Source organism: Pseudomonas marginalis (genome assembly GCF_008692035.1).
GTDB lineage: Bacteria > Pseudomonadota > Gammaproteobacteria > Pseudomonadales > Pseudomonadaceae > Aquipseudomonas > Aquipseudomonas marginalis.
The window spans coordinates 384,735-410,907 of record NZ_VTFG01000001.1; the positions used below are offsets into that span (position 1 = coordinate 384,735).

Sequence of the window (26,173 nt, forward strand, 5' to 3'; positions counted from 1 at the left end):
GGGCGAGCCCTCTCCCACATTTGATCAGTGCGGGCCGCTGGAAATCAGTCTTCCTTGCGCACCGTGGCCACATCGTCGGCTTTGACGCGGATGCGCTTGCCGGCGATATCGGTGAACTCATAAAACCCGTCGGCCGTCTTGGTTTTTGGAGAGTCCTTGGTCAAATACTGCGTGCCATTTTGCAGCGTCACTACGGTTTGCGTCGCGCAACCGGCCAATACCAGAAAAGTGAGTGCAACCAGTGGCAGCCCCAAATTCTTCATGTTCATAACCCTTACCTTTAACCCTGAAAAATCCCACGCCAGGGACGCGGGCGACAAATGTTACGCCATCGACTCCCCATCTGATCATTTTTATGCAAAAAGTTGCGTGTGCCATTTATCTATTACCGATTGCAACACCGCATTTACGACGGCACTCTGTATGCATAACCAGTATTCGACCAATGCGTACCATGGCCAATCCCCTCGAAAACCCGCTCTATTACCTGCATAACTTCCGCCAGGTCCTGCATTGGCTGGGGCAACGCTATGCCGATCTGCTCGACCCTGACGAACAGCATTTCATTCAGCAATTCGACAGGTTGCCGCAAGCCTCCCAGGCGCTGTTGGTGCGCATGGTGATGCGCAAGGGCGTGCATTTTCGCGCGGGCAAGCTGCACTACGTGGAGATCGGTTGCCCCCATGCCGCTGCCGCGCCTTTGCGGGAATTGGGATGGGTGGACGACAACCATCTTCTGGCATTTGAAGCATTATTCGCCTTGCTGCAAAAAGGCGAGATCCTCAGCACCTTCGCCCCCTGGATCGGCCAGCCCAAGGGCAAGAAGGTCGATTGGCTGGAAGGGTTGGCGGCGCAGTTCACCGACACGCGCCGTTTCGCCGACTGGTGCCCGGACCTCGCCGACACGCTGTACAGCCTCACCGTGATGGAGTTATGCGACCGCCTGCGGCTGATGTTTTTCGGCAACCTGCACCAGGACTGGTCCGAGTTCGTGCTCGCCGACCTGGGCATCTACACCTATGAAAAAGTCGAGTTCTGCGCCGAATCGCGGGGGTTGCGCAGTCGCGCCGACGTGCACGGTTTTCTGTTCCTGCACCAATGCCAGCAGGCGTTTGAACGCGGTGAGGCGCTGGCGCAGGTGCTGGCTGAAGTGGCCACGCTGAACACCGACAACCCCTGGCTGGAAAAACGCCGGGCCAAGCTGTTGTTCCAGCTCGGCCAGTATTGCGAGCGCAGTGCCGAGTTGGACCTGGCGCAGCAGATCTACCGCACCTGCGCCTACCCCGGCGCCCGCGCGCGGCTGATTCGCGTGCTGGAGCGCCAGGAGGATTACGCCCAGGCCATGGCCCTGGCAAGCGTCGCGCAACAGGCACCGGAAAGTGCCGCCGAACAGCAACACCTGTTGCGCGTGATGCCCCGCCTGCGCCGCAAGCTGGGCGAACCCCGGCTGCCCACGCTCAAATCCCGCGAAGTCACGCGCCTGGACCTGGAACTTGCGCTACCGGAACCGTTGATGTCGGTGGAGTACTGTGTCCAGGCTCACCTGAGCGCACCTGATGCACCGGTGCACTACGTCGAGAACGGCCTGATCAATTCGTTGTTCGGCCTGCTGTGCTGGGAGGCGATCTTCGCACCGCTGCCGGGGGCGTTTTTCCACCCGTTCCAGCGTGGGCCTGCGGACCTGCACAGCGAAGACTTCCACGCGCGCCGCGTCCCCCTGTTTGACGCGTGTTTTGCGCAACTGCAGGACGGGCGCTACACAACCACCATCCGCCAACGCTACCTCGATAAATGGGGGATCCAGTCGCCCTTTGTGTTCTGGAACCTGCTCAGTGAAGACCTGCTGGAACAAGCCTTGGCCTGCCTGCCTGCCGAACACCTGCGCTACTGGTTCGAACGGCTGCTGCTGGATATCCGCGCCAACCGCGCCGGCATGCCGGACCTGATCCAGTTCTGGCCGGCGCAGAAGACCTATCGCATGATCGAGGTCAAGGGCCCTGGCGACCGCCTGCAGGACAACCAGCTGCGTTGGCTGGAGTTCTGCGGCGAATACCAGATGCCCGTCACCGTCTGCTACGTACGCTGGGCGGAGCAACCCGCTTGAGCTACAGCGTAGCCGTGCGGGCGCTGTGCGAGTTCACCGCCAAGGTGGGCGACCTGGACCTGCGCTTTACCCCGTCGCCCAGCGCCCAGGAAGGCATAGCGGGCCATCGCACCGTCGCGTCGCGGCGCAGCGCGCACTACCAGAACGAAGTGGCCCTTGAAGGTGACTACCAGCAGCTCAAGGTGCGGGGCAGGGCAGACGGCTATGACCCGGACGCCAACCGCCTGGAAGAAGTGAAGACCTATCGCGGCGACCTGGCTGCCCAGCCCGCCAACCACCGGCAACTGCATTGGGCCCAGGCCAAGGTGTACGGCTGGTTGATGTGCCAGAAGCTGGGCCTTACGGAAATCAACCTGGCGCTGGTGTACTTCGATATCGTCGGCGAAGGCGAGACCCTGCTCGATCAACGTTTCCAGGCGGACGAGCTGCAAGCGTTCTTCAATCAGCAATGTGCACTGTTTCTCGGCTGGGCCCGCCAGGAAATGCAGCACCGCGAAGCGCGCGACGCTGCGGCGCAGACCTTGCGTTTTCCCCATGCCGATTTTCGCCCCGGCCAACGCACTCTGGCCGAGTCGGTGTACAAGGCTGTCAGCACCGGCCGTTGCCTGATGGCCCAGGCGCCCACGGGCATCGGCAAGACCATCGGCACGATCTTCCCGCTGCTCAAGGCCCTGGCGCCCCAGCAACTGGACAAGGTGTTTTTCCTTACCGCCAAGACCCCCGGTCGCAAACTCGCCCTCGATGCCGCCACGGTGCTGCATGCCAGCAGCGACCTGCCCCTGCGCGTTCTCGAACTGGTGGCGCGGGACAAGGCCTGCGAACACCTGGACAAAGCCTGCCACGGCGACGCCTGCTCGTTGGCCAAAGGCTTCTACGACCGCCTGCCCGCCGCACGCATCGCCGCGTCCAAGGTGCGCCTGCTCGACCAGCGCAACCTGCGCGATGTCGCCCTCGCTCACGGGGTATGCCCTTATTACCTGAGCCAGGAAATGGCGCGCTGGGCCGACCTGGTGGTCGCCGACTACAACTACTATTTCGACTTCGGCGCCATGCTCTTTGGCCTGGCCCAACTCAACCAATGGCGCGCTGCGGTGCTGGTGGACGAAGCCCACAATCTGGTCGAACGCGCCCGTTCGATGTACAGCGCGAGCCTCGACCAGTACAGCCTGAAGATCCTGCGCGACACCGCGCCCGAGCCGCTGAAGAAACCCCTGCAGCGCCTCAACCGTGAATGGAACGCCTTGCACAAGGACCAGCTCGCGCCGTACCAGGCCTACACCGTGCGCCCGGACAAACTGCTTCAGGCCCTGAGCCTGTGCACCAGCGCCCTGGGCGATTACTTCAACGACCACCCCGAAGCCCTCAGCGGTGACCTGCAAGCCTTCTACTTCGAAGCCCTGCAATTTACCAAGGTCGCCGAGCTGTTCAACGAGCACTTTATCTTCGACATCAGCAAGCGCCAGCTCGGCGGCAAACGCAGCAGCTCGACCCTGTGCCTGCGCAACGTGGTGCCTGCCGAATTCATCCGGCCGCGCTTGACGGCGGCCCGCAGCAGCGTGTTGTTTTCCGCCACCTTGAGCCCTCGCCACTATTACGCCGACCTGCTGGGATTGCCAGCGGACACCGCCTGGGTCGACGTGGAATCGCCGTTCAAGGCCGAACAACTGCACGTGCGCATCGTCGACGACATCTCCACCCGCTTCGTGCATCGCCAAGCCTCCCTGGCGCCGATTGTCGAGCTGATCGCCCGCCAGTTCGCCCGGCAACCGGGCAACTACCTGGCGTTTTTTTCAAGCTTTGATTACCTCCAACAGGTGGCGCAACTGCTCGCCGAAACACACCCGCAGATCCCGCTGTGGCAACAGTCGCGGGGCATGGCCGAGGCCGAACGCCAAGGCTTTCTCGATCAATTCACCGAGCACAGCCAAGGCGTCGGCTTTGCCGTGCTGGGCGGCGCGTTCGGTGAAGGCATCGACTTGCCGGGCACACGCCTGATCGGCGCATTTATCGCCACCCTGGGATTGCCGCAACTCAACCCGGTCAACGAGCAGATAAAACTGCGCATGGCGGCGATTTTTGGCGCAGGGTACGACTACACCTACCTGTACCCCGGCATCCAAAAGGTTGTGCAGGCGGCGGGGAGGGTGATCCGCAGCCAGCACGACCGGGGTGTGGTGATGTTGATGGATGATCGGTTCGGGGAGGCGCGGGTCCGCCAGTTGTTGCCGGGATGGTGGACGGTTTATTGAGCTATTCCTGCCATCAATAATGCTGGTTCTTGCACGACGGATCCCCCAGGCTAGGCAAAAACCTCCAGGAAAGGCCCCGCCCATGAGCCAACTGCCCGCGCAAAAGATCCCTGTAAACGGTATTGAGCTATGGGTGCATGTCGCGGGGCCGGAACAGGGCCGCCCCATCTGGCTGCTCCATGGGTTTCCCGAGTGCTGGCACTCCTGGCGTGAACAGATACCCGCGCTGGCCGCCGCAGGCTACCGGGTATTTGCCCCTGAAATGCGCGGCTACGGCCAATCCAGCGCACCCGCCGAGATAGCCGACTACGACGTGATGACCTTGTGCGGCGATATCCAGCAGGCCATGGACCATTTCGGGCACGAACAGGTCGTGATGGTCGGCCATGACTGGGGCGCCGTGGTGGCCTGGCACCTGGCGTTGCTCGAGCCGGAGCGCGTCACTCGGTTGATCACGATGTCCGTGCCTTTCGCCGGGCGTGCTCGGCGGCCGGTGATCGAGATCATGCGCGAGCTGTATGCCGACCGCTTCAATTACATCCTGTATTTCCAGGAACCGGGTGTAGCCGAGCAGGAATTGGATGCCGATATCGAACGCACCTTGCGCCTGTTCATGCAGGACCAGGATGTGTTTCTACAGCAGAAACCGGCCACCGCCACGTTGCTTGAGGGCACTTCAACGCCCGATGCATTGCCGCCCTGGTGTACTCAGGAAGACCTCGACGTGTACGTGCAAACCTTCGCTGAACACGGCTTTCGCGGCCCGTTGAACTGGTACCGTAATTTCGAGCGCAACTGGCAGCGCACCGAATTCCTCGCCGGCCGCCAGGTGTTGCAGCCGACCCTGTTCCTGATTGGCGACCGCGATCCGGTCGGGGTGTTTGAGGCCCACACGCTCAAGCGCATGCCTGAGTGGGTGCCTGACCTTGAACTGCATAGCCTGGCCAACTGCGGTCACTGGATCCAGAACGAGCAGGCGCAACGGGTCAATGCGCTGGTGCTCGAGTTTTTAGGGCGGGTTCGGTCGTTCAACTGATGGTTGGCATCCAGCGCCGTAGCCCATTACCCACACAAGCAGCTTCGAATAACGGACGGGTTGGCCTCGTCGTATAAGGCTGTAATACACCCGTACGATTTCCCCCTCCTCAAGGTCATTCACTGGGATCGGAATGTGCAGTTCCCGGCCAGCCGTTTCTGAATCCAGTGTGTTCGGTACCGTGGTTCTCGATTGGTCACCAATCCACTGTAATGTCACGGCGTCTCCGGGTTCGGTTTCGGTAAAAGGCAGTATCACCAGCACTTGCTGTTCGGTACGGCTGTCTTCAACCCGTGCCTGGGGCAGCGCGCTGGCAGGCTTGCCTATCTGTAATTGCAAGCGCAGCGACTCACGGCTTGATGGCCGGTCCGCGCGTTCGTAATACAGCTCGGTGAGCAGGGCATTGAAACGCTCGATATGCTCGCCGTCGACCTTGAACACCAGGACGCGATCCGCGGGGATCGCCCCGAGTGTGTATTCCTGGGTGTAGATCACCGAGCCACCCACCCACACCAGACGAATCCGGGTCGACGCCGCCCATCCGTCGGGAGCGACTATGACCACCGTCGCCTCAGGAACACTCGGATCCAGATAGCCAGCCGCGGATTCCTGGACACGGGGCGCCTGCCAGGGACTGGCGGCCCCGCGTACGCTCACACGCGTCTTCATCGAAACACGCACATCGTCGGTGTTCAGCGAATGAAGGCTGCAAGACAGCATTGAGACGCCGCCGCCCAGGGCCTTGACTCTTTCATTCGGGACATAGAACTCCATAAAGCTATTGGTGCGCTCGACGGTCTTTTCCTCGCTGTAGGGCACAGGAAAGTTCTCTGCGTCTCGCCCCTCCCAATCCAGGCGTACTCGATCGCCTTTTTTGAACACCGTTGGATCAAGGAACAGTTTGATCTTCTGCGCCGCGTCCCCGAGCCGTTTCAAGTCGATAACGTCTCCTGGCTGCTCAAGAAAAGGTGCTTCAAGTGGCCGAGTACCGAGGTCCACATTTGCCCAGGTTGGTGGTGACCAATTTGCGTCCGATTCGGGGTCGAAGACCGGATAGTTGCCCACGGCATCAACGACCTGCATGGCGATGGGCAGGAAAGGGTTGCTGCCGGCGGCACGGATGACGCTCTCATTAACCGTTACCTGGAACCGTCTGCCGACCTCCCTGGGGGTTACCACATGACTGATAGGCTGCGAACCCCAGGCAATTGTGCAGGTATCGAATTCGGCCATGTATTCGTAGGGCTGGACCTCAAGAACGACCCCAAGCCTGGCCCGTTCGGGGTCTATCACTGCGCCCGCCTCGAGATCTTCGGGGAGGAAGAACACCAGTCCTTGATGGCCCGGTTTGTCAGCGTCCGGGTCTTCTTTGCCGGGACGGTTGAGCTTGATCCGAAGCCTGAGCCGGTTGGTGTCGACGAGGCCGTTTCCGGGCTCCTCAATGGTGCAGTAGGCAGTAGCCCACTCCGGCAGAATGTTTTCCTTGGACACGGTCAAGGTATGCATCGGGTTATTCGCATTGCTCTCGTCGATAATCAGGTAGTCCTCTGGCGTCGGGCCGTTCCAGTACAAGAATATCTCTGTGTGCAGCGCCAACTTGTGCTTGGGGAAAAGTAACGGCTTGAGATCATGCTCGACATGCCGCAGTCCAATGCACCTGTCAGGTTCGGTGTCCTCCTTGATAGGCATGCCCAGGTTCGAGATGTACAGCTCGGATTGTCTATCGTCGACTGTACTTCCAAGCTTTCTTTCAGGAGCACGAGACATCGTGAAACCTCCACATGAACGGGGTTGAAAATCGATCAGGCAGCCGCGTGATGATCATCCTTACGGTACGTCTTCGAATCCGAAAATGCCTCGGCGAGCAATACGCAGCGTCACCACACCGGAATAGCGCTGTGGAACACCGTGACGGTTGACCTCCCAATAGACTTTTACGATGCGATTGAGGTTGTCCGATACATACTTCGCCGGGACTTTGATTCGAGCTTCACCGGGTGTGGAAATATGCATCAGCATGACAATGCGGTTCACCGGGCCAAACCAGTGCAGTCGAACATGCTGGCCGACAGGCGGGTCAGGGATGGTGACCCAGACGCCCTCCGGCACCAGGTCCGGATCAAGGTAATGGCCGGCAACCTTGTCGACTACCGGAGCGGCCATGGGCTCCAACGGTTTCCCCACCAGCAGGCTTTTGCGCGCAGACTCACCCAGCCGCCGCCCATCAGTACCATTGACCTCGTAGTGCATTTCGGAAGGGCGCCCCTCGAATCGCTTGATTTGGGCCACGGGCAGTACGAACTCAATGATGTCGTGCTCCGGGCGCTCACCTGCACTGCGGGTGAAGCGGTATTCCACGCTGCCGTCTCGGTCAGGCAAGAGCCAGACCAGTGTGATCAGGTCCCACGGTTTCCAGCTGGCCTGGTAAGGCACGTAGGCTTGCCCATCTTTCGGTACCGGACGTATTTCAGCGAAGGGCATGGTGTCGATCACATAGGGCGCTGGCCACAGAACCGTTGCACCTTTGACACTCACGTAGGCAGCTTGCGAATACATCGTCGTTGAACCGACATATTTGCGCAGGGTGTAATACAGCTTGGCATGCCCCTGGGCCAGACCGCCCATGAACGCAGGAGGGATCGGAAAGTCATAGATCGCGTTGATCCGCTCCACTGGGCGTTCCTCGCGATGTGTGACAGTGTTTCCTTGAGCATCGGTAGCCCTGAAGACAAATTCCAGGGTATCTCTCGTCTCGAAGTAATCCGCTGAAGCAAACACCGAAGCCGTGACGGATTTGCCTGCCAGCTTCTCCAGGTCAATGACCCCGGTTTGCGGGTCAACCTCGGCGCTGTAAGGCTCTCTCAAAATATCGCGTTGTGCATATACCCATACCTTGCTGACGGCAGACCAGCGTTCAGCCGGGTCAGTGAAGTTACCGGTATGCCCGCGCACCTGAAGCCTCACGTTCAGTTCTCTGCCGTCGCGGGCGGCCATGACTGTCCTGTAAGGCACTATCAGGTTGACCGCATGGTTCAGATCTGACTCGGTGAGTAAATAGGTGACCTGTTGATCTCCCCAGCACAGCAGGACCTGGTCTCCCGCAGCCGCGTGGGCGTAAGGCATCAGCGTGATTTCAATATTCTCGAAAGCCCTGGCCTCACTGACGCCGTTAACCAGCACATCGTCAGGCAGATACATGACCAGTCCCTGGTGTCCTGGCCTGGAAGGGTCGGGGTCGTGGCCGCCCGGACGTGCAAGGTCAACCCGCAAGCGCAGGGGCAGGGTAGACGCGCCCGAGGCGTTGATTCGGCACACCAACGGGTCTATCCATTGAGGTCGAATACTGGCTGTCGGCAGGAGAATTGGCAGCCATTCACGCTGGGTATCCCCGGGCATGACAAAGGTGTGAGCGACGGGAAGGATAGGGTCGTTGCTGAACAGTTCGAGCAATTGACCGGGTGACGTGCGCGAGCTGGTTTTCACGTAGACAACCTGCGGGGTTTCGATATTCCTGAGGCCCAGGTTGCCGTCAACCCCTACATCACCGGCCGCGGCCGGATGGAGCCTTGGGATGTAAAGATCGCCTAGTTCGGCGGTGGGCGCAGGGGGAGGGGGGGCGACGTTGGACATGTAGTGACTCCTTTCTATGAAACAACGGGTAAGACACCGAAAGGCATAGTTCGGGCTAGAGGCGTCTGAAGCGAATATCGTCAATTTCGTAGTCGTTACCACTGGTAGTCACTACATGACTATTGATGTAAAGCACGACATAAGAACTGTTAGCGAGGAAACTTCCCGAAAGTGTTCGCCAGTTTACTAAGTCGGTGAGCTGGGTGGGGGCTGTGACAGCGCCTTGAGTGGTACCCAGGGAGAGGGAAGGGACTACATATAGGCCGCGGAATCTTCTGGCTTTTATACTGAATTCGTATCGATGACCTGGTAGCAAGTTGGCAAATCCTTGGCTGAGGATTACCCCACTTTTATCCCCGGGGGTGTTTGTAAAGTTATGGAAAACGGTGTTGGTGGCGTATTTTCTAAACTCAATATCACGCCCTCCATTGACCGCAGGGCCTGGCACCCATCCGTTTAAGTTGCTGTTGTCGAAGGTGGTGAGGTGGTCGAAGCCTGCGATTACGCGCAACGCGAGAATCGGGGAAAATCGCCTGGGAACATTGGCCCGGGCCAAACTGTATTTCAGCCTTATGGATCTATCGAGGTTTCCAGTGATGAAGTTACGTGCGATAGGGATTTCCAGTGTTTCCCCTGCCTGGTCATTATTTAACTTCATCTGAACGGAGGTGCTGATGACATCTCCATCCAAATCCAACTTGATCACATCGTCGCCCAGACTGTCGGTAAGCGGGAGCGTAACCATCAAATGGGTGCCAAAATTATCCGGGTCCAGATAGTTACCCGAAGCGCTGTCAACCCTTACCGCTGGCAGTGTCCTTGTAGGCTCGCCCACTTGCAGTTGAAGACGTTGGGATTGCCGATGGGGTGACTGGTCGATGCGTTCGTAATACACCTCGACAGGCAATGTATTAAAGCGCCTGACTTGTGCATTCGGAACGGTAAATGAAAGTTCCCGGTCGTCCGGAATAGGTCCCAGCACAAACTCTTCAGTAAAATTAACCGAGTGCGCGGCCCATACTATTCGGATGCGGGTGGTGGCGGTCCAGCCAAGTTGGGCACGGTATTTAACCGTGGCATTTGAGTTTGGATTCAATTCTCCGTCTGGCGCTTCTACGATGCTCGGCGCGGGCCAGGCGATGAACTCGCCCTTAACCGTTACCCGTACTTTTCTTGACGGCAACCATACATCATCTCTGGCCTTATAGAGGTTGTAGTACATAATTGCAGTGCCGCCGGCGATTGCACTGACGATTTCGTTGGGCACGTCGAAGTCTTCGATGAAGTTGACAAGGTTGACGTCTCTTTCCTCGCCATGGAAAAAAGGCAAGTTATAAGTGTCTCGGCCCTCCCATTCAAATGCAATTTTGTCGTTGCGCTCGAAAAAGTCGTTATCGATGAATATCTGGACGACTTGTGCGGCCTCACCCAGCTCATCAAGTTCAACGGTTTCTCCGGCTTGCATAAGGAACGGTGGCCGTGGCCGCAAGAGCCCGAGGTTGACGTCTACTCGTTGTGTCTCCGACCAGTTCGATTTGGAGTCGGGATCAGCGGGGTAGTTACCGCCCACATCCTTGATTTGCATGGCCACCGGCATGTTCACGTAATGAGGGTTCTCTTTGATCTGCTCGGGGGAAATGAACATTTCAAATGGCCGTTGCACCTCACTGGCCGTCACCACGTGTTCGATGAGAGTGGAACCCCAGGCGATACGGCAGGTGTCCCACTCGGCCATATTTTCCCAGGGGTGGATCTCGAGCACTACACCGCGATTTGCCCTGGCCATATCCACGTGGCTGCCGGCTTCCAGGTCGGCAGGCAGAAAAAACACCAGGCCCTGGTTACCGTCGGCGTCCGGGTTCGGATCAGGGTACCCCGGGCGACTGCGTTTCACCCTGAGCTTCAACGGTTTGGTTTTAGACCGGTTGCCGCTGGGGCGTTTGATCAGGCAATAGACTTCGGCCCACTCCGGCAGGATTTGTTCTTTATTCACCCTCAGGCTGAAAAACCCGTTATTCACGTTGTCCGGTTGGATGATGAGGTAATCCACCGGGGCTTCAGGGTTGTTCCAAATCAGGTAGATCTCCGTGTCCAGCACTACCCCCGGGAACGCCAGGAGCAGCACCTCCAGATTATGTTCCACATGTCGTGCGCCCAGTGCGCCGTCAGACTGGGTATCCCCTTCGGGAGGGGGCTCGATACCGCTGATCAGCACTGGGCCCAGGTCATAGTCATTGCGGGGACGGCGGGCCGGGGTTCTGGTTTTACGGGACATGGTCAGGCCTCCAAGAGGGGCGGTGTGGCTGATAGAAACCGCAGCCGCTTCATCTCCCACGGCCCGGCGCACCAATCCGTACTTCCTGGCGTAACGATTCGTTTAGCGATGTGCTGCGCGCCAGAATATTTTCGGGCTCATACACGTAATAGAGTTCAGGGGTGGTGCCGTCGAACCTCAAGAGATCTTCATAGGGAATCAGGCGTCTTATGGGCACGCCTTCAGGCACCTGCCCCACGGTAAATAGGTCGTCGTAGAGGATCAGGTCATGGCTGCCCGGTATCACGTAACGCATAAGCAACATGATCTTGTCAGTGGGCCTGCGCCATGCGTACCAAGGAATTTCGACGGCGGCGCCACCGGTGGGGATGGGGTTGACGACATGGGAGGGGTATCGCAAAAAAATAGGCGCCTGCAATCGGATGATCGCGTCCTGCACGGCGGCAGAGGCGATTTTTGAGTAACCCACGATATTGAGCCCTTGGAACAGGATAAAGCTGATCTCCACTTTGCCACCGGCCACGGCACGCACTTTGTCATGAGGTACGAAAAAATCATGAGGCCGACCGGCCGCTACGATAGGGATGTATTGATCGTGCAGTACCCTACCCCCCAGTTTTGGGTAGCCCTGGTAAGACGCAAAAAACGTGTAGCCAACAGGGCCCTGATCCGGATAAGTGAACAACTGCATATGCAAGGGCTCGCCGTTAAGTGACTCAAGGTCGATCAAGCCTGGATAGTTCTGGGTTGCGAAGATAGGCGCGGCATAGTTGGCGCTGCCCACGTCCACGAGCACCGGAATGTTGCGCGAGCGGGGCGTGGATACATTGCGGACGGCGTCGACAACCTGGAAACTCACCAACCGACTGTTGCCATTACCGATTGAGATGATTTGATCGCGGTTGAGTTTTATCTCGGTCTGTTGGCCGACACCGGTTACCTGCTGAGGGGGCGCTAGAAAACTACCAACCTGGCATTCAATGCGATCCAGTGCATGCATATTCGGATAAGGCTCGAAGGTCAGGGTCACGCCTCGCCCGGCCTGAATTTCCCTGATCTCCGTATCGGATATTTTGAAATTGAGTTCGGAATGGCCGGGAGTGATGTGGTCCTGATCCTCCCCGGCCGGGAGGGTTCGCTTGACCATCAGGGTCAGCGGATAAGAGAGGTCATTGGACGGGCCGCCGGTGTACCACACCCTGTACCCCAGTATCAGATCCCCATTGGGGAGGTCGCTGTCCGAAATGGCAAAGGAGAAGCTGCTGCGGGCTTCTTCCCCAGGTTCCAGGGTTTTCTCTGCAAGTACCTTCATCCCCACTATAGAAAGCACCTCAATCTTGTCTCCGGGTTTCGCGGGCCAATTCTTGTCCACCGACACGGTCAGTCCTCTGGCCAGCAACCAGAGCGGAATACCACCGTCATAGCCCGCAAATGCAGGGGACATCCCAGGGACGCGCAGCGTGTCAAGAAACTTGGGTTTGACCGGCGAGGGCTTCTTGGGTTTGGTCGTGGCGGGCTTGCTGTTCTTGGTAGGCATGGCTTTCTCCAATAGAAAGTTGTCACGCGTGACAGGAAATGCTCCTGCGCTTGGACCTATCAAACGCCGTTAAAGAAGGATTTGGCTACTGTCATAATTAACAGGTGGCGACGGGCGGACGGCGCGCAGCACGCCCGGTCAGGAACCTTGCAGGATTTGCACTTGACGGCGCAGCGATTCGTTCAAATCCACGGAGCGGGCCCTGACAACAGAGGCGGACTCGGATTCGTACACGAAATACAGATCAGGGGCGTAGCCCACGAACGGTTGAAGATCCGTACCGGTGAGCGCCCACTGAACCGGCTGCCCATCCGACCAGAACGATCCCACCGGCTTCGTCACGCTGAAGAGGATGATTTCGTTGAGTGATTTCACGTAACGCAGGATCAACGTGAGGGTATCTGTCGGTTTGCGCCAGGCGTACCAGGGGATATTCACAACGAGGGAGTTTTCTATGAACACCGTATCTTCAGGGTATTTTTCGAAATAGGGCGCCTCCAATCGAATGACCGACCCCACGACTTCAGCGCAGGTCTGCTTGGAAACGTAAGGGGTCAAGTCGTCTGCCCGGATCAGTTCATAACTGATCGCCACCCATCCTCCGGCCGCAGCACGGACTTTGCTGTAGGGCACTTCATGATAGGTCGCGGTGCCAGCCCTGGTGATCACTTCGATGCGTCGGTGCACCACCTCACCTCCAAGCGGAGGGTAGGCCTTGAAGGTGATCACATACCAGTCTCCCGTCCTGCCGATGTGCCCAGGGGTGTACATGCCAACCTTCAAGTTGGCGCCATTGAGTCTTTCGATATCGATATAGCCCGGCTGATCGTCGGACTGGATGAATGGGCCTTCCCGTTGCGCATTGTCGAGCGCCACCACTACGCGGGTGTACTTGGATCGTGGTGTTGAGGCGTTGCCGACGAGGTCGACGATGTAAAACCCCACCAGCAGGCCATCACTGTCACCGGCTTTAATCATCTGGGCGTGATTAATCACAATAAGGGTCGCCTGGCCGACGCCTGCAACTTTCTGCACGACGTTCAGGCTGCCCCATTGGAAGTGGATGCGATCGCTTGGATGCATATTCGGGTAAGGCTGAACGATTACGCTGACGCCTTTGGCTGCCTCGGGCGGATAGACTTCCAGGGCCGAGAGTGTGTATTTGAGTTGCGAGTGACCCGGCTCAAGCTGATCCAGGTCTTCGCCCGCCGGCAGTTCGGTTTTTACCAAGATACTCAGGGGATAGGATGCCTCGTAGTCGTCGCTGCCTCTGTAATTCACCACGTAACCCAGGCGTAGTTCTCCGTCGGGCAGCTTTTCCCGTGGAATGGAAAAAAAGTAACTGTGGTGTTGTTCCTCTCCCGCCCGGACCGGCTTCATCGCCAAGGACGTCATACTTGGCATCATGACGATATTGATGATGTCGCCAGGACTGGCAACCCAACTGTTATCCACTCGGACCGTCAGCCCGGAGACCATCAGCCAGTCGGGAATCCCTCCGTCGTAACCGTCCACATTGGGAGTCATGCCCGGGATCGACAGGCGAGGAAGCTGCTTGGGCTGCCCAGGGGAGGTCTTGGCGCTTTCAGTGCTCATGCTCTTTATTCTCCTGAACAAGTCCCTGAATGGGGGGGCTGACGCTGTTAACGATTTACCTGCCTCTGGCGATATCAAATACCCACGTTTTCGCGCTGACAACTGTCAGAATTCACAGGTGCTGACAGACGGTCGTGGGTATCTAAGGTGCCACGCCATCGGTCGCCACCTGTTAATTCTGACAGTTGCCAACACCCTGCTACTGGATGTCTGATTTCTCTCAAACCCATGCCCAGTGCGCAGGGGAATGCCGAGGAAACCAGCATGGCCAAGTATCGCGCTCAACCTCCCAGTCTGATCTCCGAGCTGCCCCCGGTGGATATTCCGCTGATGCAACCGCCGATTGCAGGAGATTTGGAGGAGGCCGACGGGGGGATTGGTGTGTCGCATACCCTGAGACCCCTGGTCGTGCATATCGACAGACCAAGCAGTACGCCTGAAGGAACGTTCTTCGAATTGTTCTGGGGCGGCGGTGATCCGGTCGCGTACAACCTGATCCGCGAGGGCGACCAGAACCTGACGCGCATTCCCTTCACCGTGCCCTATGACAGTATTCGCGAGCCGTGGGCAGATCCGGTGTACGTCCGGGTTATTCGCAGCAGCGGAAACGAATCCCGAACCCAGCCTTTGCGTTTGAGGGTCAACCTGCAACATCCGGGTGGACAAGACCCCAATCCCGCCCCCGGAAATCAGGGCTTGGTCTTTGAACTTCCAGACGATGTGAGGCTGGGCGGGGTCAGTGCCGATCGGGCCAGGCAGGGCGTTGAGGTGGTCGTCCGGCATTGGCTGAACATGGCCGCCTATGACCTGCTTATCCTCGTCTGGGGCTCGGTGCGAATCGAGCGGTTGATCCTGCCCGCCGAAGTCGGGCGGGATATCACCTGCATGCTCGACGAGGATGCAATCAAGGAAGCCGGGGACAGCGACTTGCTGCCAGTGGCCTTCCAGGTTCGCGGACCGACCGGCAACTACCCCGATCCCTGGGCGCCCTGGTCGACCACGGTATTGGTTTCGGTGTACCTGGCAACTGACCGCCTGGACGCACCCTGGGTGCAAGTACCCGAGACCGACCGAGAAATCGATCTGGAAATACTCGGCACTCGGGACGCACAAATCGGCCTGACCGTCGGCGGGGCCGATGCTCGTGTCTACAGTCATGTTTTTCTGTACTGGAACGGGGTAAGTGCCCAGGGCAGTTCGGTTCATTACTTTGAGGATCGGCCACTGTCAGGCGCCAAGGGTTACTTTTTCAATATCGGCAACGCCTTGGTCAGTGCGATCGCCCAAGGCAGTGCGGTGGTGTACTACGAGTTGAAAGGCGCTGGCTTGCCTGACAAACGCTCGCATAACCGTTATCTCACGGTGATCGGCGAGATTGTCAGATGGCCGGCACCGACCGTAGACCAAGCCCTGGGAGAGGATCTGGACCCAGGCTTGCCGTTGATTACGATCCGCTTCCCTGTGCAGGCGAGTTGGGTTAGCACAGACAGGGTACAAGTGACCATCCTGGCCAGCGACGCCGGCGGCACCGTCGATTACACGGCAGGACGGCTCGTGGGCCAGGTTACCCCCGGCGATGATATGACGTTCGATGTGCCGGGCACTGAGCTCAAGCGTTTTGACGGGCGTTTTATCGACGTGTTCTACAGCGTGACACGGGGCAATGAACTGCCTCAGGAATCCCTGCGCCAGCTATATCAGGTGCACCTGCCGAATGAGATGCCTGTTCCCGAATTGATCCAAGCCACAGGCTCAGGTGTTTCGGTGACCCTTGCGCCGATGAATGCGCAAAATGGTGCAACGCTGAAAGTCAGTTTTTTGCCGATGTACACCACTGACAGCATCAAGGTCACGATGGAAGGGACTGCCGGTGCGGGGTCACCGGTTATTGCGGCGAAGAACGGTTTGACCAGTGGTGTGGTGACGTTTGATATTCCCAAGACGGCGATTGCGGCGAATATCGGCAATACCCACACGATGTTTACCCTCAAGTACGAGCTCACCCGTGGAAATGTCGTTCGGCCGTCGTCGGTGTTGACGGTAACAGTGACCCCGATACCTGCGAGCGAACTGGCGGGAACCGTAGTCCAAATCAATGAGGCCAACCCAGCGACGAAGGTGCTGGATCTATCGACCGGAACGGGGAACAGGAGACTGCGGGTCGGCACCTGGCCGTTCATTGCGACCAATTGCCCGGTCTGGATTGAGTTCAAGGGTTTCAAAAGCGGAGGGGTGGTGCACAACCTCAAACATTGGAACGGTGGGGGGGCCTATGTGAATACGACCTGGTTCAACCAAGGGTGGTGGGAGAGTCCAATCAGTTATGCGGCCTACTTGAAAGAGTTAGGGGACAACACGCAACTGACACTGCATTTCAAGGCAGCTTTAGTTCCTGGCGTGACGGAGGCCAATGCCATTGTCTTCCCGCAGGTGACCTACACCGTCAAAAGTGCTCCGCCCCCGTTGGTATTTGATACTTCTCCAGCAACGCTGGCAGGTAAGGTGTATGTGATTCGAGGGTACTCACATGCGCTTCCATCCTGGCCTGCCGGAACGACCATGCAACGGCAGGCAACAGGAGGACAGCCGGGTTACTACTATTCATCTTCCAATCCAGCCGCCGCGTTTGTGAATCCCACCACAGGTGTTGTCCAGGTGAGCGGAAGAGGTGTTACGACGATAACGGTCCGAGATCAAAAGCAACAAACTGCAAGCTATACATTGACCGTGACCAACGCTATTGCGGTTATTCCACTTGCTCGAGATTTTCTTGAGGATGTTCGTAATGCGCTTGCAAGGGAAGGCGCAAGTATGCCGAGCATGGCTCAGTTACGCGAAATTTATAATACTTATGGGGCAAGATGGCCATTGGACAGTGATGCTCACTGGTCTAGTGATAGAGCGCCTGGCGATAACAGCTATTATTGTTTGAAATTTTCCGATGGCAGCCAAAGCGCTGTAGACGGTCGCTTCAGAGGGTCTGCCGTTGGAATAAAGGTATAACGTCTACGAGGTAATACAGTTGAAAGGCGAAGCAGGTTACGTTGAATCAATCTGCTTCACCTTATCTGAATCCTAAGCACGACATACAGTCAGCAAGCGCACTCAAACAACCTCCAGGTAAGAACTGTGGATCGCCCGCGCCACCCCCCGCACCGTTTCGATGAATTCCGTGAGACGGCTATGCAACCCATCCTCCAGAATTTCATCAATCCCCGTATACCGCAGCCGCGCCTCGAACTCCGCCGCCAACCGCTGCGCCGTGCGCCCGTAACTGCCAGGCAGGTCGGCGAGGATATGACTCAACTCTTCGATACAGGCATGCAACGAACGCGGCACATCGCTGCGTAGCAACAGCAACTCGGACACCGACCGCGCATTCAGCGCATTCGGATACAGCTCCGTATACGCCTCGAACGACGATAACGCGCGGAGCAGGGCGCTCCACTGGTAATAGCCGCGTGCCGACAGGTCGCTGACTTCTTCCGACTCTTCGCCGAACATCTCATAGCGTGCATCCAGCAGGCGCAAGGTGTTGTCCGCGCGTTCGACAAAAGTGCCCAGGCGAATGAACCGATAGGCGTCGTTGCGCATGATGGTGCCCGAGGTGGCGCCGCGGAACAGGTGCGAACGCTGCTTGACCCAGTCACAGAAGTGGCTGATGCCATGGCGTGCCAGGCCGCCGGCGGCGATGCTGCGCATTTCCAGCCAGGTGGCGTTGAGGTTTTCCCACATGTCGGCGGTGATGCGCCCGCGTACAGCATGGGCATTGCCCCGCGCGGCGCGCAGGCAATTGTAGATGCTGGCGGGGTTTTCTTCGTCGAGGGCGAAGAAGTGCAGCATGCGCTCGGCATCCAGGGTTTGATGGCGCTCCAGGTAACTGTCCAGGGTGCCGCTGCTGAGCAACGACATCGCCAGTTCGTCCAGGCCATCGCTACGCCCGGCCTGGGGCATCAGCGACAGCGAATAACTGACTTCGAGCATGCGCGCCAGGTTCTCGGCGCGTTCCAGGTAACGGGACATCCAATACAGATCTGCGGCGGTTCTACTCAACATACTCAGCCCTCCACCACCCAGGTGTCCTTGGTTCCACCGCCTTGCGACGAGTTGACGATCAACGAGCCCTCACGCAATGCCACCCGCGTCAGGCCTCCCGGCACCAGGCGGGTTTCCTTGCCCGAGAGCACAAAGGGCCGCAGGTCGATATGCCGGGGCGCGATGCCGTTTTCGACAAAGGTCGGGCAGGTGGACAGGCTCAGGGTCGGTTGGGCGATATACGCATGGGGGCGGGCCTTGATGCGTTGGCGGAAATCTTCGATCTCGGCCGCCGTGGCCGCTGGGCCGACCAGCATGCCGTAGCCGCCGGAGCCCTGGGTTTCCTTGACCACCAGTTCGGCCAGGTTGGCCAGCACGTGGGACAGTTCATCGGGCTTGCGGCACTGGAAGGTCGGCACGTTTTGCAGGATCGGCTCTTCATCCAGGTAAAACTTGATCATCGCCGGCACATAGGGATAGATCGATTTGTCGTCCGCCACGCCGGTGCCGATGGCATTGGCCAGCACCACATTGCCGGCGCAGTAGGCCGCGACCAGCCCTGGCACGCCGAGCATCGATTCGGGATTGAACGCCTGCGGGTCGAGGAACGCGTCGTCGATACGCCGGTAGATCACGTCCACCGCCTTGGGCCCGTCGGTGGTGCGCATGAACACCTTGAGGTCGTGCACGAACAGGTCGGCGCCTTCCACCAGTTCCACGCCCATTTCCCGGGCCAGGAACGCATGTTCGAAGAACGCGCTGTTGAAGCGCCCGGGCGTCAGCACCACCACGTTGGGGTTGTCCAGGCGGCTGGCGCTTTTCAGGGTCTTGAGCAGCAGGTTGGGGTAGTGGTCCACCGGCGCGATGCGCTGCTTGGCGAACACTTCGGGGAACAGGCGCATCATCATCTTGCGGTCTTCGAGCATATAGCTCACGCCGCTGGGGGTGCGCAGGTTGTCTTCGAGCACATAGTAGGTACCGTCGCCGTCGCGTACCAGGTCCACCCCCGAGATGTGGGAATAAATATCGCGGTGCAGGTCCAGGCCGACCATGGCCTTCTGGTAACCCTCGTTGCCCAGCACCTGGTCGGCCGGAATGATCCCGGCCTTGATGATGCGCTGGTCGTGGTAGATGTCGGCGAGGAACATGTTCAGCGCATTGACCCGCTGGATACAGCCGCGCTCGATCACGCTCCACTCACTGGCGGGGATGCTGCGGGGGATGATGTCGAAGGGGATCAGGCGCTCGGTGTCCTGCTCGTCGCCATAGAGGGTGAAGGTGATTCCCGCGCGATGGAACAGCAAATCGGCTTCGCGGCGACGCTGGGCCAGCAATTCCGGCGGCGTGTTGGCCAGCCAGCGGGAGAAGTCCTGATAGTGCGCACGGCACACGCCGTTTGCGTCATTCATTTCATCGAAGAAAGATCGAGCCATTCCAGTACCTTGTCAGTGCCGAGGGACGCATGGGGTGGCACTGCCGCTTTAAAAAACGCATTTTTTATGAGCCCGTGGCTGATGGTGCCACCGGGCCTGGTCCTTACTTTCTTATGGGGTCGGCTCTGGGTCGGGGGGTAACGAATGTTCCTGTATTCGGGCAGATGAATGGATAAAGCAATGCGTGTGCCGGAATGGGCATCCCGCGCTGATTTCCCTTTGTGGTGAGCCCGCTCACCACAACAAGCTCGCTCGCCACAGAAAAAAGGCCGGCCATGACAAGGCTGCTCACCATAAGGGAGCGGCTTTCGCACCGTGATGGTGCAACAACAAACTTGAACTTCGCCACGGCCCGATTCTTCTAAGGGGTTTGAGCCCAGCAGGGAGCACGGATGTGCCCAGAATCATTTCACCCGACACCCCGGAAGCGAACCTGGCCGACCACAGCGAGCACAACGCCAAGATCTTCGGCTCGCCCAAGGACCGCCTGGACTTCTACCGTCGCGAAATCCAATACGAAACCACCATCCTCGCCAACCGCACCGATGCCTACCTGACGGCGCAGTCGTTCCTGGTGATTGCCTTTGTCTCCGGCATGGGCAACCTCAACCCCGAGTGGGGCAAGTTGTTCACCCTGGTGGTGCCGGTGTTCCTGACGCTGCTCGGCATACTCAGTTCCCTGAATGCCTGGCCGGGGATCCGCGCCGCGTACGAAATCATCGATCACTGGCACTACAAGCAGAGCGAACTGCTGCGCAGCGAGCCGGTGATGGGCATGGCCTACGATGAGTCGCCGCTGTTTTCCGAAATGGAGTCCTCCCATAAGGGCTATCGCAAGTCGCTGCTGTTCTCCATGCGTGCGCCGTGGCTGTTCATGGTGTTCTGGGTGTTGCTGGGGGCGTACGCGTTTTATATCCAGGTGGATAACCCGGGCTCTTAAGCAGTTGGAACTTCAGCGGCCGGCACGGGACCTTACCTTTACGCAGTCTGCGTTTTTCAAACGAGGTGAGCCATGAGCACAGACAAAGACCCCCAGACCAGCAACCGTAACGACCCGGCAATCGACGGCGGCGAACCGGCCCCAGGCACGGCGGCCGATGCACCGAAAGACCCGAAACCCGCCGCCGACCCCAAGGCCAAGGAAAACGACTACAGTCCAGACTTCAAGCCTGAGCGCGAGCCCAAGCCTGAAACCGATGCCGATATCGACACCCAGGGCGGTTAGAGGAGACGATCATGTCCAAAGAACTGGAAGAAGAACTCAACGATCCGGGCAATGAAGACCCGGGTTCCCTGATGGATGATGCAGAAGTACCGCTCAATGATCTGGATGACGCGGCGGATGTGGGCAATACCGAAAAGCCCGATTAATCCCGGCCCTGTAGCTGTCGAGCCCTGGCAAGGCAGCTGCGGGTATGAACAATGTCTCGGCCGTTGAAGCAAACGGTAACGACTGAAGCTGGAACACTCTCGTCAGCCAAGCACACACACCTCAGACAGCATCGCAGGAAGACAGCTGCGCGGCTGGGGAACATTTCCCTCACTCCCTACCGATCTTGGCCGATTATGACTTTTTCCACCACTACCGCCGCCGCCCGCCCCATAAACACTGCGCCGATAAGTGCCAATTCTTGGGAGGATTCCGAGGACACCTTTGTCATTAAAAATGCCAGGGAAAAATTCAACGAGAGCCTGGTGAAGGACTTGAACAGCGGCAAAATGCCGCCTGACGTCAACAACCTCCTCGAGGCCGTGCTGTCGCCAGGCCAGGCAGGCCTGCCCAACGTGCAAGTCAGGACCTTCGCCGTGGATGGTGTTCAAGCCAAGGACATCATATTCATTCAACGGGTACCGCTTGTACCTGATGGGCCTGACATCGTGCTTTATGTTCCGGAGAAAGACGGCAGTTCATACCAGTCTTTCAATACTGTCGAAGACATGAACGCCTGGTTGCAAACACGCGCTGACGACCCCAGGCTACTCAAGGCATTTACCCGGCACTTTGCGCGGGACAGCGCTCCCGAAAAACAAGCCCATGTCGCCGATACACTGATTCGATTCAGAAACCATGACATCAATGCCGTCGTCGGGCCTTATGCCAACGAAGGTGACGATATATTTGTCCGACTGGACAAGGGGCCGTCCGCACCGCCCGCTGCGGTCAACGGTTTGACAAGGCTTGAGGAAGAACAGATATCCCCCGAAGGGCGGGTGCTTTATTCAGGACTGCGACCGGATGGTACAAAAGTACTCTTTGAATATGACGCCTACGGAAACCTTCAAGGTGGAGATAAAAAGGGCAATTTCTATTTTGTTAAAAACGGCTTGAACAGCCCCAGGCCGCTGGTGCCGATGACGGAAAGTGCATTCAAGCAAACGGTTCGGAACGAAGCGCTCGACAATATCGGTGCAAACGATACGCGGGGGCTCTACGAAGAACTGTTGAGGCACCTTGAACATCCCTCCGCCGGCATCGCCGATGCCCTGCAGGCGTTCGGGGTGAATAAGAACGCCGCCGATGCCACAGAGCGGTACCTGGACAATCCCTTCAGCGCGCTGCTGGTTGATTTGAATACCCGCAACCAGATCGGCAAGGTATTCGGCGTTGACAAGCAAACCATGGACTCGGCATTGAAAGGGGTCGGCGATTTGGCGCAACGGTTCGTTCCTGTTTATGGACAGGCGAGGAGCTTGGGATCGTTACTTGCCAAAGCGATCAGGAATGAGCCTCTCAGTGTTCAGGAGACACGGGACCTTGCTGATAACCTGGCGTTGAAACCCGACAGCCCGGCATTAAAGAACCTGCCTGCAGCGCAGACGCCTGGCAAGCCCTCCGTCGCCATGCCGGTGCAAATGAACGCCCATTAATCTGCCCCCCGCTGGATCTCACCGCTCCAATAACAAGCGCTCCAGTGCTGTCGCGGGTAATGGCCGACTGAACAGATAGCCCTGGATCTGATCACAACCGGCCTCTTTCAAAAACGCCAGTTGCGCCTGGGTTTCCACGCCCTCGGCCACCACCCGCAGGCTCAGGCTGTGGGCCAGCTCGATAATGGTGCGGGTGATCGCGGCGTCCTGGGGGTTACTGGTGACCTCGCGGATAAACGCAATATCGATCTTCAGCGTGTCGATGGGAAAGCGTCGCAGGTAGGCCAGGCTGGAATAACCGGTGCCGAAGTCGTCGATGGAGATCTTCACGCCCATGGCGCGCAGGCGTTGCAGGCTGGCGATGGTGTGCTGGGTATTCTCCATCAGCGAGCCTTCGGTCAGTTCCACTTCCAGCCAATGGGGTTCGACGCCGGTCTCAGTGAGAATGCGCGCGATATCGGCAATCAGGTCGCCCTCGATCAACTGATGGCCGGAGACGTTCACCGACACCTCGACGGCGCCAATCGCGCTGCGCTGCCACATCGCAATCTGCTGGCATACGCTGCGGATCACCCAGCTTCCCACCTCCACGATCAAACCCAGGCTTTCCAGGACGGGCACGAACACCGCCGGCGATACCGCGCCGTAGCCTGGGCGCTCCCAACGCAGCAGTGCCTCCAGGGCGCAGATCTGCCCGTCGGCCAACGCGACTTTTGGCTGGTAGTGCAGGGTGAACTCATCGTGCTTCACGGCCTGGCGCAGGGCGTTTTCCAGGTCCTGGCGGGCCAGGTCGTGCACGTTCATGCGCGTGCTGTCACCGGCATGTTGGCGCAGTTGCTGTTCAAGCAACTGGCTATGGCGCTTGAGTTGATCGCCGTGGCTCTTGAGCCGCAGCAGGTTGCGCACCCGCAGCCACAGCTCGACCCGTTCCACCGGCTTGCTGATGAACTCTTCAGCACCGGTTTCCAGGCCACTGACCCGCGCACTCGACTCGCTGAGGGCCGACAGCATGATGATCGGAATGCTCGCCGTGGCTGCGTCGCCCTTGAGCTGGCTGGCCACTTCGTAGCCGTCCATGCCTGGCATCATGATGTCCAGCAGGATCAGGTCTGGTGGTTGCTTGGCCACCAGTTGCAAGGCTTCCTCGCCGCTGCCTGCACTCAGGGTCCGGTAGCCCTCGTGTTGCAACAGGGTTTCCAGCAGCTTGCGAACCTGGGGTTCGTCATCAACGATCAACAGCGTTGCGGGTTGGCTGGCCATGGAGAGGACTCATCTGAGGGGGGCGAGGGTTGTGTGTTGCAACAGCGTGTCGATCACCTGGTACAGCTCTTTGTAGCGCAGCGGCTTGCTGATGTAGGCATCGCAACCGGCCAGCCGGGTCTTTTCACGGTCTTCCTTCATGGCCATGGCGGTGAGGGCAATCACCGGGATATGGGCGGTGTGCGGGTCCTGCTTGAGCAGTGCGGTAGCGGCCAGGCCATCCATGCCAGGCAGCTGGATGTCCATCAGGATCAACGCCGGTTGGGCTTCGCGGGCCAGGGTCAGGCCGCTCTCGGCGTCGGCGGCCCACACCACCGTGTGGCCGGCGTTGACCAGCAGCAGCCGGGCCAGGCGCATATTGGCCTCGTTGTCTTCGACGATCAGGATATGGGCCATTCAGCCTCCGTGCCCCGGTGGAGTGGCAGCCACACCACAAAACGAGCGCCCAGGCCTTCACGGCTGGCCACCGCAACGCTGCCGCCATGCAGGTCGGTGAGTTGCTTGACCATCGCCAAGCCCAGGCCGGTGCCTTCGAATTTGCGCGCCAGGCTGCTGTCGATCTGGCTGAAGGCCTTGAACAGCTTGCCCATGTCGTCCTCGGCAATACCGATGCCGGTGTCGCTGACGCTCAATTCGAGGAACTGCTGGTGGGCGCTGGGTTGCAGGACAAACCCGTGCATCGGCCAATCGCCGGGCACTCGCCCGACCTGTTCGCGGGCCACCTGGCGCACCGCCAGGGTCACGGAACTGCCGTGCTCGCTGAACTTCACCGCATTGGCCAGCAGGTTGTAGATGATCTGCTTGGTCTTGCGCAGGTCCAGGGCCAGTGTGCCGAAGTCGCCCTGGCTTTCGAGCTTCAACTGGATGCGTTGCAGGGCGGCTTTTTCGCGCACGATCAACAGGCTGTTGGCGAGCAACCCCGCCAGTTCCACGGACTCCAGCTCCAGGTCCATCATCCCGGCTTCGACCTTGGACAGGTCGAGAATGTCGTTGATCAGCGACAACAAGTGCTGGCCGCTGGTAAAGATGTCGCCGATGTATTCGCGCTGGGTCTCACTCATGTCGCCCACCAGCCCGTCCTTCAACGCCTCGGAAAAACCGATCACCGCATTCAGCGGTGTGCGCAATTCGTGGGACATGGTGGCGAGGAATTCGGATTTCATATGGCTGGCATGTTCCAGCTCCAGGTTCTTTTCCTCCAGCGCGCGCTCAAAGCCTTTGCGCTCGGCTTCTTCCTGTTTGCGTGCGGTGTTGTCGGTACCGATCAACAGGTAACCGATGATGGTGTCATGACGGTTGCGCAGCGCCGTCACCGAGACCATGGCCGACAGGCGGCTGCCGTCCTTGCGGATATAGGTCAGCTCGTAAATATCCTCGATGCCACGGGAGGCCTTGAACACCAGGGCTTCGAAACCCGGCGTGATCGGCGTGTCCAGCTCCAGGCTGAGGGCGGCGGCGCGGGTGATCAGTTCGGCGGGGTCGGAGATATCGGCGGGGGTGATGCGGTTGAGGACATCCTCGGCGGCATAGCCGAGCATGCGTTCTGCGCCGACATTGAAGATCTGGATCACGCCCTTTTCATCGGTGGCGATGCTGGAGAAGTAGGCGCTGTTGAAGATTGCGTCTTGCAGGGCACCGGTTTTCAGCAGGGTCTTCTGGCGTTTGAATTCGACGATTTTTTCGGCCCGCGATTGGGCTTCAAGCGGTGGTCCAGTGACGGGTTTGTCCATGGCGGTGTTTTCCAGGCAGATCGGCCCGGCCGTGTCGATGACAGGGCCGCAGAGCATGCTCACAGAAAATCGCGTGGACGCGATGAGGAGGAGATGAGATCCCCGGACAATAGCAGATACCGCCCGCACTACGGTATGGATACCCTCAAACGGGTGTACGCCGACACAGGGCGGCGCGGCTTAGAGCACTCAGGTGCTGATGACTTGGTTATCGACATCTATCAATTAGTTAGTTGGGTGTTGCAATACGCAGGTTTAATTCGACGCCTTTTTGGCGAGCGCATGACCGCTAATAATCAGTTACTTTTGCGCGCTCCCGTAATAGAGCGAATTGATATGGCCAACTGTTATTTATGACAGTGTCAAAATTAATCTGCCGGGCGTAGTGTCGAGCCTATCCAGCTTAGTCTGTGTAGAGAT

The 26,173-nt window shown here is 58.6% G+C and carries 20 protein-coding genes; 9 read left to right on the forward strand and 11 right to left on the reverse strand.

The features are described from left to right. Positions 1-44: 44 nt before the first annotated feature. Positions 45-269, reverse strand: a complete 225-nt coding sequence (locus tag FX984_RS01570; RefSeq protein ID WP_027605784.1) for a YgdI/YgdR family lipoprotein — start codon at positions 267-269, stop codon at positions 45-47. Positions 270-454: 185 nt separating this feature from the next. Here FX984_RS01570 and FX984_RS01575 point away from each other — a divergent pair, with 185 nt between their 5' ends. The 3 genes from FX984_RS01575 to FX984_RS01585 all read left to right on the forward strand — a co-directional run bounded on the left by FX984_RS01575 (position 455) and on the right by FX984_RS01585 (position 5,389). Further along, on the forward strand, positions 455-2,104 hold the full coding sequence (locus FX984_RS01575) for a VRR-NUC domain-containing protein (protein WP_146476412.1): 1,650 nt from the start codon (positions 455-457) through the stop codon (positions 2,102-2,104). Beyond that, positions 2,101-4,353 carry an ATP-dependent DNA helicase gene (locus FX984_RS01580; RefSeq protein WP_146476411.1) on the forward strand — a complete coding sequence of 751 codons (2,253 nt, stop codon included), beginning with the start codon at positions 2,101-2,103 and terminating at the stop codon, positions 4,351-4,353. Before FX984_RS01575 ends, FX984_RS01580 begins: the two co-directional genes overlap by 4 nt. Before the next feature lie 82 nt (positions 4,354-4,435). Continuing rightward, positions 4,436-5,389 (forward strand): alpha/beta fold hydrolase, encoded by a 954-nt coding sequence (locus tag FX984_RS01585; protein WP_146476410.1) that lies wholly within the window; start codon positions 4,436-4,438, stop codon positions 5,387-5,389. Here the strand turns inward: FX984_RS01585 and FX984_RS01590 are convergent. The 5 genes from FX984_RS01590 to FX984_RS01610 all read right to left on the reverse strand — a co-directional run bounded on the left by FX984_RS01590 (position 5,363) and on the right by FX984_RS01610 (position 14,427). Beyond that, complete coding sequence (locus tag FX984_RS01590) at positions 5,363-7,156, reverse strand: hypothetical protein (protein ID WP_146476409.1); 1,794 nt, start codon at positions 7,154-7,156, stop codon at positions 5,363-5,365. The genes FX984_RS01585 and FX984_RS01590 overlap by 27 nt on opposite strands. 60 nt (positions 7,157-7,216) lie before the next feature. After that, the gene (locus tag FX984_RS01595; protein ID WP_146476408.1) at positions 7,217-9,019 is read right to left on the reverse strand and encodes a hypothetical protein; all 1,803 of its coding nucleotides are present in this window, start codon (positions 9,017-9,019) and stop codon (positions 7,217-7,219) included. A 55-nt stretch (positions 9,020-9,074) separates the two neighbouring features. Then, positions 9,075-11,294 carry a carbohydrate binding domain-containing protein gene (locus tag FX984_RS01600; protein WP_146476407.1) on the reverse strand — a complete coding sequence of 740 codons (2,220 nt, stop codon included), beginning with the start codon at positions 11,292-11,294 and terminating at the stop codon, positions 9,075-9,077. 49 nt (positions 11,295-11,343) lie between these two features. Then, on the reverse strand, positions 11,344-12,831 hold the full coding sequence (locus tag FX984_RS01605) for a hypothetical protein (RefSeq protein WP_146476406.1): 1,488 nt from the start codon (positions 12,829-12,831) through the stop codon (positions 11,344-11,346). A 138-nt stretch (positions 12,832-12,969) separates the two neighbouring features. Beyond that, the gene (locus FX984_RS01610; protein WP_027605791.1) at positions 12,970-14,427 is read right to left on the reverse strand and encodes a hypothetical protein; all 1,458 of its coding nucleotides are present in this window, start codon (positions 14,425-14,427) and stop codon (positions 12,970-12,972) included. 264 nt (positions 14,428-14,691) lie between these two features. On the opposite strand from FX984_RS01610, the gene FX984_RS01615 reads away from it, so the two are divergent. Continuing rightward, on the forward strand, positions 14,692-17,430 hold the full coding sequence (locus FX984_RS01615) for an immunoglobulin-like domain-containing protein (RefSeq protein ID WP_146476405.1): 2,739 nt from the start codon (positions 14,692-14,694) through the stop codon (positions 17,428-17,430). A gap of 102 nt (positions 17,431-17,532) precedes the next feature. On the opposite strand, the gene FX984_RS01620 is transcribed toward FX984_RS01615, so the two are convergent. Then, positions 17,533-18,483 (reverse strand): alpha-E domain-containing protein, encoded by a 951-nt coding sequence (locus FX984_RS01620; RefSeq protein WP_027605793.1) that lies wholly within the window; start codon positions 18,481-18,483, stop codon positions 17,533-17,535. A 2-nt stretch (positions 18,484-18,485) separates the two neighbouring features. Next, positions 18,486-19,895, reverse strand: a complete 1,410-nt coding sequence (locus FX984_RS01625) for a circularly permuted type 2 ATP-grasp protein (protein WP_027605794.1) — start codon at positions 19,893-19,895, stop codon at positions 18,486-18,488. A 394-nt stretch (positions 19,896-20,289) separates the two neighbouring features. On the opposite strand from FX984_RS01625, the gene FX984_RS01630 reads away from it, so the two are divergent. From FX984_RS01630 to FX984_RS01640, 4 genes are all read left to right on the forward strand, one after another. Then, entirely contained in the window at positions 20,290-20,835 is a 546-nt protein-coding gene (locus tag FX984_RS01630) for a hypothetical protein (RefSeq protein WP_027605795.1), read from the forward strand. 72 nt (positions 20,836-20,907) lie between these two features. After that, positions 20,908-21,120, forward strand: a complete 213-nt coding sequence (locus FX984_RS01635; protein ID WP_092358066.1) for a hypothetical protein — start codon at positions 20,908-20,910, stop codon at positions 21,118-21,120. An 11-nt stretch (positions 21,121-21,131) separates the two neighbouring features. Beyond that, a complete protein-coding gene (locus tag FX984_RS32910; protein WP_256221203.1) occupies positions 21,132-21,266 on the forward strand; it encodes a hypothetical protein in 135 nt (44 codons plus the stop codon). Positions 21,267-21,461: 195 nt separating this feature from the next. Beyond that, complete coding sequence (locus FX984_RS01640) at positions 21,462-22,763, forward strand: dermonecrotic toxin domain-containing protein (protein ID WP_146476404.1); 1,302 nt, start codon at positions 21,462-21,464, stop codon at positions 22,761-22,763. Between the two features lie 18 nt (positions 22,764-22,781). Here the strand turns inward: FX984_RS01640 and FX984_RS01645 are convergent, their stop codons facing one another. The 3 genes from FX984_RS01645 to FX984_RS01655 are packed head-to-tail and all read right to left on the reverse strand — an operon-like array spanning position 22,782 to position 25,753. Continuing rightward, positions 22,782-24,023, reverse strand: coding sequence for an EAL domain-containing response regulator (locus tag FX984_RS01645; protein WP_146476403.1), 1,242 nt, complete (start codon positions 24,021-24,023; stop codon positions 22,782-22,784). A gap of 9 nt (positions 24,024-24,032) precedes the next feature. Further along, positions 24,033-24,419, reverse strand: a complete 387-nt coding sequence (locus tag FX984_RS01650) for a response regulator (RefSeq protein WP_092358061.1) — start codon at positions 24,417-24,419, stop codon at positions 24,033-24,035. After that, positions 24,404-25,753: a sensor histidine kinase gene (locus FX984_RS01655; RefSeq protein WP_146476498.1), complete on the reverse strand. Its 1,350-nt coding sequence runs from the start codon at positions 25,751-25,753 to the stop codon at positions 24,404-24,406. Before FX984_RS01655 ends, FX984_RS01650 begins: the two co-directional genes overlap by 16 nt. Before the next feature lie 135 nt (positions 25,754-25,888). Here FX984_RS01655 and FX984_RS01660 point away from each other — a divergent pair, with 135 nt between their 5' ends. Continuing rightward, positions 25,889-26,110 (forward strand): hypothetical protein, encoded by a 222-nt coding sequence (locus tag FX984_RS01660; protein WP_146476402.1) that lies wholly within the window; start codon positions 25,889-25,891, stop codon positions 26,108-26,110. Positions 26,111-26,173: the final 63 nt, after the last annotated feature.